Origin of the sequence: Metabacillus crassostreae (assembly GCF_016908395.1) — a bacterium.
GTDB classification, from domain to species: domain Bacteria; phylum Bacillota; class Bacilli; order Bacillales; family Bacillaceae; genus Metabacillus; species Metabacillus crassostreae.
The window spans coordinates 95,768-108,905 of the sequence record NZ_JAFBDU010000010.1; the positions used below are offsets into that span (position 1 = coordinate 95,768).

Consider the following 13,138-nt stretch of genomic DNA (forward strand, 5'->3'; position numbering starts at 1 on the left):
TAGATGGTGTCTAACAATTGGGGTGCAGTTCATTTTCTCTTAAGGTTTTGGAATGTTTGTTTTAAGGATATCTAAAATGTTTGGTAAGGTGGTTGCTGCCTCGTTATTCGATTCCTGAATTGATAAATAAATTTCTTTGCGATGAACCTCAATTTCTTTTGGAGCTTTAATTCCTAATTTAATCTGATCACCCTGAATTGATAAAATTGTTATCTCGATATTTTCTCCAATTTGTATAGACTCCCCTTGTTTTCTAGCCAAAACTAGCATACATCCACCTCCTACTTCTCTATTTCTTCTGGAAATAACCGTTCCCGAGTTTTATAATTTGAATCATTCAAAATAATTTGCTTCGCTTGTCGATTATTACTGTTAATTATAATTGGAGCTTGTAAATTAGCGGTCGATTCTATGAAAGGTTCCTTTATTGTAAGGAATACCCAAATAGCTACATCCTTTTCTGATTTAAGACTTAAATTACTTCTATCATTTTCCGATATTTCAAATTCATATGTTGTGAAATATTGAAAAGGCTCTACTGTAACAAATCCTAATTGTGATGTAGTCATTGATTGGAGAATCCAAAAAGGTGAATCCTCTTCCAATTGAAGCAGCACAAAAGACTTTTCACCTTGAAATCCTGGGATGCCACTTTGAAAATGGATGATTTCTTTTTCTAGCACTTCAATAACACCATGATACTTTGTTTCTACATTCATCCTTTTACCTCCTTCAAGGCTGGTTCAAAATCAATTTCCAACTCATTTCTTCTCTCTAATGTAATATCTACGTTACCCGGAAGGTATTCCATAATTGGTTCATTAACTCCTACATCAATAATTGGCTTATTAGGTCGCACATCTATATTTACTTTAGCCGGCTCGTAGTTAATTTTCACACTACCAGCAGAAGGAATAAATTTTATATTTACTGGTGGATAATATTCACGACTATTATGCTTAGAGATTTCAGCTATTGGATTACCTCCATTTTCAATTTTCATCAATTGTTGGCCTTCTCTTATCCTTCTTGTAATTCCTTCTAACCAATTACTCTTCCCAAGCTGAGCAGCTTCCTCTATTCTTCTCCCGATACTTTTTAAATCCATATCAGCTCTAGCTTCAGTCTGATCTATTGTTAAACGTGATGGTTTTGTTTCTATACTTATGTCTGCTCTTGGTTGTTGAATTGAGAGATCTGCAGGTTCTTGATCAATTTGCAGCTTAGCATGATTAGTATGAATGCCAATTTGTGCAAATATACTCTGTAAACGGATTTGTGGAATATTCACTATTAGTCACTCCTATAAAAAAGGCCTGACTCCAAAGTTTGTGTCAGACCCAATAAAAAATTTTTTATATTAACGAAGAAAATCAATTAATGTAGGTTGAATAACCTTTGAGCCTACCGCTAAAGAAGCTCTGTGTATACTTTCTTGAATTGTAAGCTCAGTAATGACTCTTTCTATATCAGCATCCTCATTCTCAGAAAGAATTCGATTCGCAATAATTTCCTGGTCCTGTATTCTTGCATCAATCATTTCTAAACGATTATATCTAGCTCCAATCTCAGAACGCTCTGCTAACATAGTATTAAATTGACTGTCTAAGTCACTTAATAATTGTCCACCATTTGACATATCGCCATTTTTCAATGATGCTTCAATTGAATCAAGTGTGTTAAAAAAATCACTACCAAAAACATTAGTAGCATTTATGTTCACTTTTAATTGAACTCCTTTTGAAACTTCTACATTGAAGGGTTCAGTATTCATATCAAATGTTAGACTACCATCACCATTTACAGTAATAGGTTTTTCATCTGTTTTTGTTCCATTAAAAATGTATCTTCCTGCAACCTGAGTATTTGCCACTCCAGCTAAGTCTTCTTTTAATTGACCAATTTCAGCTGCAATGGCTTTTAAGTCATCTGAACTGTTCGTTCCATTATTTCCCTGAACCAACAACTCTCGAATCCTTTGGGTCACCTCTGTAGCATGCTCTATCCCCTGCTCAGAACTTTCCATCCACTGATATGCCTCATTTAAATTTCGCTTATACTGTTCGACTTCAGTCAAATTCGTTCGATAAAACATTCCTTTAATCGCCACAACAGGATCATCAGAAGGTCGGTTAATTTTCTTACCTGTTGCTAACTGTTCTTGGTATTTACCCATATCAGAGTAACTTTTACTTAAATTTCGTAATGAATTTGCTGCTAGCATACTTTGAGTAACGCGCATATCAACTTACCTACCTTCCTGATAATCCCATTCCATTTATAATACGATCTAATATTTCATCCTGCATCGTGATCATCCGAGCTGATGCGTTGTATGCATGCTGAAATTGAATCATGTTTGTCATTTCTTCGTCTAATGACACAGCACTAATTGATTGTCTTCGAGTATCAACAGAGTCTTTTAACGTTTGGCTGTTTGTTGTCAAACGTTCTGCTTCCTGAGCATCCACTGCCATCCCACCAATAATACCTTCATAGTAATTTTGGAATGTAGTTGTGTCATTCCCAATTCGGACTGTACTATTTTTCACTTCTGCTAAGCGAATCGCATTAGCACTATTACCTATTGTCACATTACCTGTTGAATTAGGATACGCTGCCGCGATATGGTCAGTTGAGTTGATGATATCTTGTGACACTTGAAGTAATAATGAAGCACCCTTAGTATCTGTTAATGTTGTCCCTCCAAATGAAAAGAAATCAACAGGTGTTTGTGCTCCATTGTTGTAATCCTCTATACTCCAGCCTTCACGATGTGTATCATTGAATTGCTTTGCAAATTCAAATGCCATTGTGTCTAGCTTTCCAACCATGTCAGGAAAAAGCCCTTTTTCAAACACAGTGTTATTGCTTTCATACGTATATCCGTAAGAATCTATTAAGCTACTAATTTTTCCAGTACTGTTAAACTTTAAAACATCCATCTTTGTAGAGCCTAAGATTACAGACTCTACCAATCCATTATCTGCGTTATAACCTATTTTAAATTCATTCGCTCGTTTATAACTCCCATCTACTAGTGTACCAAGAGATTTACCATTATCATCTACTAGTTCTATTGTGACAGAGCCTTCTGCAATAGCTATTGCATTACCACCTGATGCAGTATTTGTCACTTTGATATTTGCTAATGAAGAAAGCTGATCAATTAAACGATCACGTTCATCATACAAGTCATTTGGTAAATAGCCATGTGGCTCAATTTCTGAAATTTGCTTATTAATATTACTAATTTGTGTACCAAGAGAGTTAATTTCCTTAACTGAAATATCCAACTCATTTTTCAGATCACCTTGAACGGACTGTAAAGAAGTAGATAAATAGTTGAACGTGTCAGCTAACGCAACTCCACGCTCACGCACTACCGAACGTGCCCCAGCGTTTGTCGGATCTAAAGCTAAATCCTGTAGTGATTGCCAGAAGCGATCCATCGTAATAGATAACCCTGTATCAGATGGTTCGTTCATAATTTCTTCCATCTTTTCTAAAGCATTTGCACGATTATCCCAGTATCCTAGCTTATTATTTTCATTTCGATACTGAATATCTAAAAAGCCCTCTCTCACTCGCTCTACAGTCCCAGCTTTTACCCCTGTCCCTAATTGCCCAGGAATATTCGGGCTGTTTTTTGATACTGGCGGATATGGCTCTGTTGGAACAAAATTTACACGTTGACGTGTATAACCTGCTGTATTTGCATTAGCAACATTGTGTGCTGTTGTACTTAAAGCACTTTGTTGAGTAAACATTCCACGCTTTGCAGTTTCTAATCCATAAAATGTTGATGTCATCGTTTTTCCTCCCTCCGTTATGCTTGTGAATCAAATAATGACCTTCGTAATTTGTCTGATTGAGCATTACTTACATCCGGTCGTTGATAGTTCGTTATATTTTCTTGTGGCATAAGCATATCTAATGAAATTGAAACAAATTGAAGAGCTTGATGTGTTAATTCACGATTCAACTGATTTGCTGCTTTCAGCTTGTTCATTGTTTCAGAAAAACCATCAGCAATTTTTTCGAATTTTTCTTTTTGTTTTCCTTCAGATCTTTCAATACAAGCTGATAGAGTTAAGTCATGGTCACGATTTAGAAATTCTGCTGTAAGCTGGATTCGTTCAGTCTCAATTTGTTTAATTGCTTGAACAAACATTTGCTCCTTTTTCAGCAATTCTTTTAACTCTTCAACCTTGTTGTGTTTTAGATAGTCTGTTTTTTGAAGGGCTACTTGATAGAGATTTTGATGTAGCTGTAACAGTTTATCTAATGCTTGTATTAACTTTTCTACTACCATTCATAACCCTCCGAATTAATTAGATGTTAGTTTTTATAAAAGTTTACTAATCCCTTAGCAATAGCCTTCGGGTCAATCGTATAATTCCCACTCTCTAACTGAGTCTTAATCGCTTGAACCTTTTCCTGTCTAGCCTTTGTTACTTCATTCGTTTGTTGAAGTCCTATTGCTTTTGAAGAAATCTCTACTTTATCTTCCTTATTCTGCGATTTTGCTGAAGCTTCTGCGTTTTTTTCTAAATTTCGTTTATAAGGGTTCATACCCATTGATCCAAGATTATTAATTTTCATGATTAACCCTCACTTTCTTTACCATCGTACATTTATCTATAGTTCCTATCGGATTTTCCGAGTATATATTTAGCGTTTATCTATTTTTAGTACTATTTGAGTAGTAAGTTGACTTAGGCGTCTCCACCTTATTACGCTCACTAACCATTTCGACCTGCTCCATCTGATGGATCTGCTTGTGAATATCCTTTTTACAGCCATCACAAAGCTTGTCTTCTCTAATCGTTTTCCCACACTTTTCACAGTGGTACCCTAAATTAGGAAAATTAGACAATTGAATTCTTCCGTTACGGATAAACTTTAGAATTAAAGACTCTTCTACCCCAGTCCCCTCTTCTACTTCATGTAAAAGAGCTTTACGATTTTCACGCTTTCTTAAAAATGCGTAAACTGTTTCATATGCTTTTTCTTCCTGCTTATGACAAGCATCACAAACTGTTCTAAATTGCGTTTCTATAAATAATGTATTACATTTTGGGCAATTAGATAATTCTCCCATATATTCATTCTCCTATTCGGTTCGGTATCTACTTAATATATCGGCAGGATTTTGTATTTTTTTAGCTTCTAATTAATGTTAGAGAAAAAACAGTTTCTGCACCATGATCAATTAGCACTTTCGCTGCATGATAAAGGGTACTTCCCGTTGTATATATATCATCTATTAATAGTAGTTTCTTATTACTTATTGTACTAGAATTTTTAAGAGAAAACACGTTTGAAGCTGTAATTCGCTGGTGGCGGGACTTTTTTGATTGTTTTTCATGATGCGTTCGTTGGAGAACATCGAGTTGTGGTAGAGGAAGACTGTCTGCAAGAAGCTTAGCTTGATTAAAGCCACGTTCATATAAGCGCTCTTCACTTAAAGGGATAGGTACTGCTGCATCAATCTTATAAGAAGAATAATATTTTCTATAACTAGCCAAAAAATCTTTTTGAAAAACCTTCACTAATTCGGCATCACCACGAAACTTAAAGGCTGCTAAAATATCTTTCATTGCATCATTATAGTGAAAAACCGAGATGTTTTTTTGAATCATGTTTTGCCATTGCTCATCACTGCTCCACCTCTGACAATCACTACAAATTTCAACACTTTCTTGTGGTCTAAAACATCTCGAACAAGTTGGACCAGTTATCTTCTGCAATGAAGTATAACATTCATCACATGTTTGCTGATCTGACGACAAAAGTAAGCCTGTCCAAGTTACTTGCTGGGAATACTCTTCATGACAAATTAAACAAGAAATAGTCATCAATCTCCTTTTGTTTTTATTTGACACGTTGGTTTGTCTGAGACAATTTTTGCACATTCTGCAAGTTTCACAAATAAAGATGTCATATTTTGTTTATCAACAAATTCCGCTTTAATATACATAATTTTATCTGAGTTTGTTACATAGCGTGGTTGCGTTTTATTTAATGTTAACGCTAAGATATCATCTAAACATTCGTCACAAGTACATGATAATTGTAAACGGTTTTTATATTCATCTAATAAATCCTTCATGATACGTTCCATTGCGTTAATGACCATAACATTTGATCTCCTTGGTATCACAAAATGTGAGCAATTTTAGATTATTATGCCACAACAATGGAAAGTTGAAAAGTTATCTTCAAATATTTGGTAATATAGTCACTATTTCTATTTCTTTGCTTCTTCATTCATTTTCTCAATATGTTTTTTTGCCTCTATCATAGCTGTGGTTTTACCATAATGAAAAAATGTGATCATCCCTGTTGGATAAGCTACACTTCTGCCCACTCTTCCTGAAATTTGCACAAGGGCACTTTCTGTGAAAATTTCATCTTCACTTCCTAAAATAGCTACATCACTGTTTGGAATCGTTACACCACGCTCTAATATTGTAGATGTAACAATAATCGGGATACCTCCGCTTCTAAATAAAAGGACTTTTTCTCGTCGATTAGGATCTTCGGCATATACCCCTTCTATTCGGCCATCCATTTTTTTAAGGATATCCACTACCTTTTGAATAACTGATATGGATGGCACAAATAAAAAGGCTTGTTTTTTACTCTTTAACCTGACAGATAACCAGCTCTCAACATTTTTAGGAAGCTGGCCTTTCGTTAGTCGTTTTTTCCAATTTCCACACCACTTGAACTCAGGTGCAGGTAGATGATGTCCATGATAACGTAATGGAATCTTCACCGCATTGCGCTTATTTTGTTGTACTTCTTTTTTCCATTGCTTTGATGGTGTGGCTGTTAAATAAATAAGAGAGCTTTCTTTCTTACGGGATTTTTTCACAGCGAATTGAAGGGATGTGTCTGCTGTATATGGAAAGGCATCAACTTCATCAACAATTACACAATCGAAGGCTTCTTTAAACCGAAGTAATTGGTGTGTTGTGGAAATGTACAATGATGAGTTTTTATTTCTATCTTCACTACCTCCATATAGGGCTGATATCTCAATAGTAGGGAAGACCTTTTTCAGACGTGGAGCTAATTCTAGTACCACATCAGTACGAGGTGTAGCAATACAAACCTTCTTACCTTGACCTAGTGCAAATTCGAGTCCTTTGAACAACACCTCAGTTTTTCCTGCACCACACACTGCCCAGACTAGTAGCTCATCGTTTGTGTTTATCGTTTGAAGGACCTCATCAGAAGCTCTTGACTGACCTTGTGATAAGCTACCATTCCATTGAAGAGTTATTCTCTCAGAGATTGCAGGAATCAGACCGCACCAGGTAAATAACGGTGTACATTCACTAACACGCCCCATCATCACACACTTTCTGCAATAATAACAGTTCTGTTCTCCACATTTGGCACAATTAAAAAAGGCAAAAAATCTTTCATCTTTATTATTACATCTGTTACATGTTCTACGACCCTTTTCAAGGGTAATACCTGGATTTAATCGAACAAAGCCATTTTGATAATGAGAAAATAATTCTTCAAGAGAGAAAGGAATTTCTGTAGATAATAACTCCTTTCCACAGAGATGTTGTTGTAGTTGTTTAGAATAGGGAAATTGATAATTTGTTGGTATATGGGGTATTGTTGTATGCCTTGAAATCGGCATACCTTCTTCACGTGACAACAGGGGATAGAGGACATTTTCCTTCAAAAGAAAACGCATGGTTCACCTCAGTTGTTTTTTAAAATTTTTCGATATCGTTTTTCGACACTAATTGGGGTCCGGTTTAGCTGTTCTGCTATCGTCTTAAATTTCAATCCACTTGCACGCAGTTGCAAAAGCTTGCGATCTTCTAGAGTTGTCCAATGACGATATGTACGCTTTACCTCTTCTTCACTAGTTTGCAGCGTGTTATTTGAAGTAATACTCAATTATTGAACCTCCTAAATCTATGTATAAAAGTAGTATGAAGGAAATTTAATAACATGTCCATAATCTAGCGGGAATATAAGAAGAAAGCACTAGATCATTCGTACTTCCCTCTCATTTCTCCTATTCAACAAATAGGAACTATTTCTTATACCAGCCCAGCCCAATTGCTCCTTCTCCAAGGTGAGTTCCAACAACAGGCCCAAAATAGCTTGTGATAAATTCAACATGTGGATATTTAGCTTCAAGATCTCGTTTGATGATTTCAATTTCCTCTGGGCGATTTGCATGAATAACAACTGCCCGCATTGGTACTACCTGACTAGCGTCTTCATGAAAAAGCTCATACACTCTGTTTAATGCCTTTTTCTTTGTGCGAATTTTTTCAAAAGGAGTGATTAATTTATGTTCAAAATGTAGAATTGGTTTAACCTGTAAAATACTGCCTATCAAGGCTTGTGCTCCACTAAGACGTCCTCCACGTTGTAGGTTCGTCAAATCATCCACCATAAAATATGCACGCATTGACTGCTTCATTTCATTTAAACGAGATAAAATCTCATCTGTTGTTTTTCCTTCATTCGCCATCTCTGCTGCTTCTAGTACATAAAAGCCTTGAATCATACAACTAATTTCTGAATCAAATGGGTGAACCTTTATTTTATCGACCATCTCGCTAGCTGTAACTGCACCATTAAACGTACCACTAATACCACTCGATAAATGAATAGAGATTACTGCATCATACTCTTTTGATAGCTCTTCAAACAACTCAACAAACATACCTACTGAAGGCTGTGAAGTAGTTGGGAGCTCTTGTTTTTCTCTCATTTCAGCAAAAAATTGCTCAGATGAAATTTCGATTTCCTCTGCATACGTTTCAGAGCCAAAAATAACGCTAAGAGGAATCATATGTATATTATGTTTTTCACGAATTTCTTTAGGGATATATGCTGTACTATCAGTTACAATAGCCGTTTTCATGATTAAATTCCTTCCTTGTACATATTTATAAATTCAGGTCTCGTATTATATGTATTGTTCCTTTTCTATTATGACACAATTTTGTCACGAAACACCAATTACTTTTACTATTTTATGACTGAAAAGCGCAAGGCGCCCGCCTATCGACGACAAGCATAAGGCGAATAGGAATAGAAGGTGTCTTTACCTTCATTTCCTATTTGACTTATGACCTAGGAAAAATCGCGCACTTTGAAATAGCTGGCTCTTGAGCTATTTCTTTATTTTTCCATCGAGTCGATGGCGCCTGGAGCTAGACACTAAAACTAAGTGTGATTTTTTATACTCTTATCATACGAAAAAGACAGACCCTATTTTCCCGAGTCTGCCTTGTCGTCTAAAATCTATTTCACTTCAACCCAGCCATTTTTAATAGAATAAACAACAGCTTGAGTACGATCATTTACATTCATTTTTTGTAAAATATTACTTACATGGTTTTTTACTGTTTTTTCGCTAATGAATAACGCTTCACCAATTCCGCGGTTGCTTTTTCCATCTGCTAGCATTTGTAGAACTTCACATTCACGGCGAGTAAGAATATGTAATGGACGACGAATTTCTGGTTGTAAAGGTTGCGTTGGGGCAGCTTGTCCACTTGATGTTGCAAGTCTTCTAAATTCATTCACAAGATTATGTGTTACCTTAGGATGTAAGTATGATCCACCATCTGCAACGACCTTCACAGCTTCAATAAGTGTATCAGCATCCATTTCTTTTAATAGGTAACCTCTTGCACCAGTTTTTAATGCATGTGTTACATAATTCTCATCATCATGTATAGATAAAATAATAATCTTGTTATCTTCATCTGCTTCGATTAACTGCTTCGTTGCTTCAACACCATTTACTTTTGGCATATTAATATCCATGATCACAACATCTGGTTTATGAGCTTCTACAATCGCTAAAGCCTCTTCACCATCATCACCTTCTGCAACAACCTCAAAGCTTGGTTCAAAATCTAAAATGCGTTTTACACCTTCACGAAATAACTGATGATCATCAATAATTACTATTTTCGTTTTCATGTTATGCCTCCCCACAGTACTATTCTATTCTATTTACTAGTAAACCCGTCAATATGTCTTTAGTCCAAATTATGTCGAAGTAAAGCTTTATCCTACTTGATTTGGCACTTGAAACATGATAAAAGTCCCTAGTCCTTCTTTAGAGTCCATTGTCATTTTTCCATCGAGAAGATCAATTCGCTCTTTCATACCAATTAAGCCAAATGATTTCTTATCTTTATTAGCGACTTTTTTCTTCATGTCAAACCCTTTACCATCATCTTTTATCACCAGTGTGATGGTTTCTTTTGTTACTTCTACCTTAACCGTAATTTCTGTAGCTTCAGCATGCTTTAAAGCATTTGTAACAGCTTCCTGTGCTAAGCGAAACAAAGCAACCTCAAACCTTGATGGTAAACGGTGATCATTCAATTCCCCAACACTTTGAAAAGTAATCTTCGTTTTTCCATTATATTCTTCGATTGTGTTCATATATTTTCTGAGGGTTGGTATAAGCCCTAAGTCATCTAAAGCCATTGGTCTTAAGTCATAAATAATTCGTCTTACTTCATATAAAGCATTTCGAACATTTGTCCTCAAGCTGCGAATTTCTTTAAAGCCCTCCTCAGCCCCTCGCTCACGATAAATACGTTCAATTAATTCAGAACGCATCATCACATTTGCTAGCATTTGAGCAGGTCCATCATGAATTTCTCTAGAAACTCGCTTTCTTTCTTCCTCCTGAGCCTCAATAATCCGTAAGCCAAAATCTTGCTTTTGTTGCGCATCCTCTAAAAGCAAACCTACTTGACGTAAATCACGACTTAAATAGTTTAACACTACCGTTATCTGACTAACAAGTGCCTCAGATCTTTCGATAATCTCCTGCAGCCCTAGCAAACGGCGTTCTAGGTCATCACGACGGTCTCTAAGCTGCTTTTCATGCTGCTGAAGCATAGAGTGCTCAACCTGCAGCTTATGGGCCTTCTCGTAGGCGTCACGTATCTCTTCCTCAGAAAACTGCTTAAAGTGCTTACTAACCTCTGACAGACGATTTCGTGCAAAACGAGCATGAACCTCTAGCTTATCACCATCTTCAATGACCTTACCAACCTGAAGCTTTATATCTCTAAGTTCTTCGACTAAGCCTTCATACTGTTTTCGAGATTGTTCACCTATTTGAAAAATTTCGTCCTTACTTCCATCAACAGTCGAAATCATTTTATCTAAGACTTCATCAAGTAATTTACTATCAATTTTCTTGTTGGAGTTCATTTTTTTCCCTCCGCTTAGTATGTATATAATAAAAAGATGCTCGAGATTTACCGTATGAAAATTCGACGAAATATCTCACTCTTTTTAGTTTGTCACATTAATAACATTTGAAGTAAAAAAAATGTCGTTTTATAATAAAGAAATATGCTATTCTAAATTTGCTTGCTTGTCAGGAGGTGTACAAGCATGCTTTCACATTATTATACCGTAAAAGGCTATGGAGAGCATGAAATAATTATCCAGAAATCCCGTTTTATTTGTTATACACAAAGGGCTACAACTGAAGAAGAAGCGATAAGCTTTATTCAAAAAATAAAAAAGCAGCATCATGATGCAAATCACAATTGCTCTGCTTACTTAATCGGCGAACATAATTCCATTCAAAAAGCGAATGATGATGGTGAACCAAGTGGTACCGCCGGTGTTCCGATGCTAGAGGTTCTTAAAAAGAAAAACCTCAAGGATACCGTAGTAGTTGTTACCCGTTATTTCGGTGGAATTAAACTCGGTGGTGGCGGATTAATCCGTGCTTATGGGAAATCTGTTTCAGAAGGACTTCAAGCAGCAGGAATTGTCGAAAGAAAGCTCATGCGTGTGATGCATACGAAGATTGACTATACATGGTTGGGGAAAGTGGAAAATGAATTACGTTCTTCCACATATTTATTAAAGGAAATTCATTATTTAAATGACGTTGAAGTGGAAGCCTATGTAGAAGAAGAGAAAAAGCAGGCTTTTTCCGAATGGATGACAGAGTTGACGAATGGGAAGAGTGAAATTTCTGAAGGTGATGTTACTTATTTGGAGGAGCAGGTAGAAATTTGAATAACTGAGGAGAAATTTTATGAATAGAAAAGATATGAAGAAAGTGAAAAAGAAGAAGAAACGTCCGATATTAAGACGTATTTTAGGTTTATTTCTACTCTTATTTCTAGGTGTTGGACTTTATCTAGGATATGTATTTTATCAAACATTAGATGCTGCCAATGATTCCTATGATGATTTAGGACGTGACAAATCAAAATTAAGGGATTATGCGGTGAATATCTCAAATGATCCGGTATCTATTTTGTTACTTGGAGTTGAAGATTATTCTAGTGGCGGTAAAGGTGGCCGTTCTGATACGTTAATGGTCGCTACCTTTAATCCTGAGGATCAATCAATGAAGCTGTTAAGTATTCCACGTGATACACGTGTAGAAATTCCTGAAGAGGGACTAGATAAAATAAATCATTCCTTCTCAAAAGGTGGAAAAGAGCTGACGATTGATACTGTTGAAGACTTTCTTGAAATACCAATAGATTATTATGCAACTGTTAATTTTGACGGATTTAAAAATATTGTTGATATCGTAGGTGGAATTACTGTTGATGTTCCTTTTAATTTCACTCAAAATAGTGATGATCCTAAAGCAGAGAAACTTGAATTTTACAAGGGTCCAATGGAATTAGATGGAAGGTACGCCCTTGCATACGCTAGAATGCGTATGCAAGATCCTAAAAACGATATTGGACGTAATGAAAGACAGCAAGAAGTTGTTAAAGCAATTATCAAAGAAGTTGCTTCTGCTGGTACACTATTTAAAGTTGATCAACTAACTGATGAAGTAGGGAAAAATGTCGAAACAAATATGAGGGTATCAGAGTTATTAGGTTTTTATCAAAAATACTCCAATTTTAGCACAAGCAGTATAGAGACAATCAAATTAGAAGGTGTCGGCCAAAAAATTGATGGAATATCATATTGGCTCCCAGAAGAAGAAAGCGTGATTGAAACACAAGATATCCTTAAATCACATTTAGGAATACAAACAAGTGGTTTGTCGTCAGATGACACTGGATCAGCAGATGAATTAGAATCAACATCATCAAGTGAACAATAAAAAAGCAGGTGAACGATT

The 13,138-nt window shown here is 35.9% G+C and carries 17 protein-coding genes; 2 read left to right on the forward strand and 15 right to left on the reverse strand.

Annotated features, from left to right (window positions below):
- Positions 1-39: 39 nt before the first annotated feature.
- The 15 genes from csrA to degS form a co-directional block, all read right to left on the reverse strand.
- Positions 40-270 carry a carbon storage regulator CsrA gene (gene csrA, locus JOC75_RS20935; RefSeq protein ID WP_204955916.1) on the reverse strand — a complete coding sequence of 77 codons (231 nt, stop codon included), beginning with the start codon at positions 268-270 and terminating at the stop codon, positions 40-42.
- 11 nt (positions 271-281) lie between these two features.
- Entirely contained in the window at positions 282-719 is a 438-nt protein-coding gene (gene fliW, locus JOC75_RS20940; RefSeq protein WP_204955917.1) for a flagellar assembly protein FliW, read from the reverse strand.
- Positions 716-1,291, reverse strand: a complete 576-nt coding sequence (locus JOC75_RS20945; RefSeq protein WP_204955918.1) for a DUF6470 family protein — start codon at positions 1,289-1,291, stop codon at positions 716-718. Before JOC75_RS20945 ends, fliW begins: the two co-directional genes overlap by 4 nt.
- A 69-nt stretch (positions 1,292-1,360) precedes the next feature.
- Positions 1,361-2,242, reverse strand: coding sequence for a flagellar hook-associated protein FlgL (gene flgL / locus JOC75_RS20950; protein ID WP_204955919.1), 882 nt, complete (start codon positions 2,240-2,242; stop codon positions 1,361-1,363).
- 10 nt (positions 2,243-2,252) lie between these two features.
- Positions 2,253-3,812 carry a flagellar hook-associated protein FlgK gene (gene flgK, locus JOC75_RS20955; RefSeq protein WP_204955920.1) on the reverse strand — a complete coding sequence of 520 codons (1,560 nt, stop codon included), beginning with the start codon at positions 3,810-3,812 and terminating at the stop codon, positions 2,253-2,255.
- Between the two features lie 17 nt (positions 3,813-3,829).
- Positions 3,830-4,315, reverse strand: a complete 486-nt coding sequence (locus JOC75_RS20960) for a flagellar protein FlgN (protein ID WP_204955921.1) — start codon at positions 4,313-4,315, stop codon at positions 3,830-3,832.
- 26 nt (positions 4,316-4,341) lie between these two features.
- Positions 4,342-4,605 (reverse strand): flagellar biosynthesis anti-sigma factor FlgM, encoded by a 264-nt coding sequence (gene flgM / locus JOC75_RS20965; RefSeq protein ID WP_204955922.1) that lies wholly within the window; start codon positions 4,603-4,605, stop codon positions 4,342-4,344.
- A gap of 76 nt (positions 4,606-4,681) precedes the next feature.
- Positions 4,682-5,104: a TIGR03826 family flagellar region protein gene (locus JOC75_RS20970; RefSeq protein ID WP_204955923.1), complete on the reverse strand. Its 423-nt coding sequence runs from the start codon at positions 5,102-5,104 to the stop codon at positions 4,682-4,684.
- 61 nt (positions 5,105-5,165) lie between these two features.
- Complete coding sequence (locus JOC75_RS20975; protein WP_239589606.1) at positions 5,166-5,861, reverse strand: ComF family protein; 696 nt, start codon at positions 5,859-5,861, stop codon at positions 5,166-5,168.
- Positions 5,861-6,142, reverse strand: a complete 282-nt coding sequence (gene comFB / locus JOC75_RS20980; RefSeq protein ID WP_204955924.1) for a late competence protein ComFB — start codon at positions 6,140-6,142, stop codon at positions 5,861-5,863. Before comFB ends, JOC75_RS20975 begins: the two co-directional genes overlap by 1 nt.
- A gap of 111 nt (positions 6,143-6,253) precedes the next feature.
- Positions 6,254-7,723: an ATP-dependent helicase ComFA gene (locus JOC75_RS20985; protein WP_204955925.1), complete on the reverse strand. Its 1,470-nt coding sequence runs from the start codon at positions 7,721-7,723 to the stop codon at positions 6,254-6,256.
- Positions 7,724-7,731: 8 nt separating this feature from the next.
- Entirely contained in the window at positions 7,732-7,932 is a 201-nt protein-coding gene (locus JOC75_RS20990; RefSeq protein ID WP_204955926.1) for a Myb-like DNA-binding domain-containing protein, read from the reverse strand.
- 139 nt (positions 7,933-8,071) lie between these two features.
- Complete coding sequence (locus JOC75_RS20995; protein WP_204955927.1) at positions 8,072-8,914, reverse strand: DegV family protein; 843 nt, start codon at positions 8,912-8,914, stop codon at positions 8,072-8,074.
- 383 nt (positions 8,915-9,297) lie between these two features.
- Positions 9,298-9,984, reverse strand: a complete 687-nt coding sequence (degU, locus tag JOC75_RS21000) for a two-component system response regulator DegU (protein ID WP_204955928.1) — start codon at positions 9,982-9,984, stop codon at positions 9,298-9,300.
- Positions 9,985-10,071: 87 nt separating this feature from the next.
- Positions 10,072-11,238 carry a two-component sensor histidine kinase DegS gene (gene degS / locus JOC75_RS21005; RefSeq protein WP_204955929.1) on the reverse strand — a complete coding sequence of 389 codons (1,167 nt, stop codon included), beginning with the start codon at positions 11,236-11,238 and terminating at the stop codon, positions 10,072-10,074.
- Positions 11,239-11,424: 186 nt separating this feature from the next.
- Here degS and JOC75_RS21010 point away from each other — a divergent pair, with 186 nt between their 5' ends.
- Together JOC75_RS21010 and JOC75_RS21015 are read left to right on the forward strand one after the other, a co-directional pair.
- A complete protein-coding gene (locus JOC75_RS21010; RefSeq protein WP_204955930.1) occupies positions 11,425-12,063 on the forward strand; it encodes a YigZ family protein in 639 nt (212 codons plus the stop codon).
- Between the two features lie 19 nt (positions 12,064-12,082).
- Positions 12,083-13,120, forward strand: coding sequence for an LCP family protein (locus JOC75_RS21015; protein ID WP_204955931.1), 1,038 nt, complete (start codon positions 12,083-12,085; stop codon positions 13,118-13,120).
- Positions 13,121-13,138: the final 18 nt, after the last annotated feature.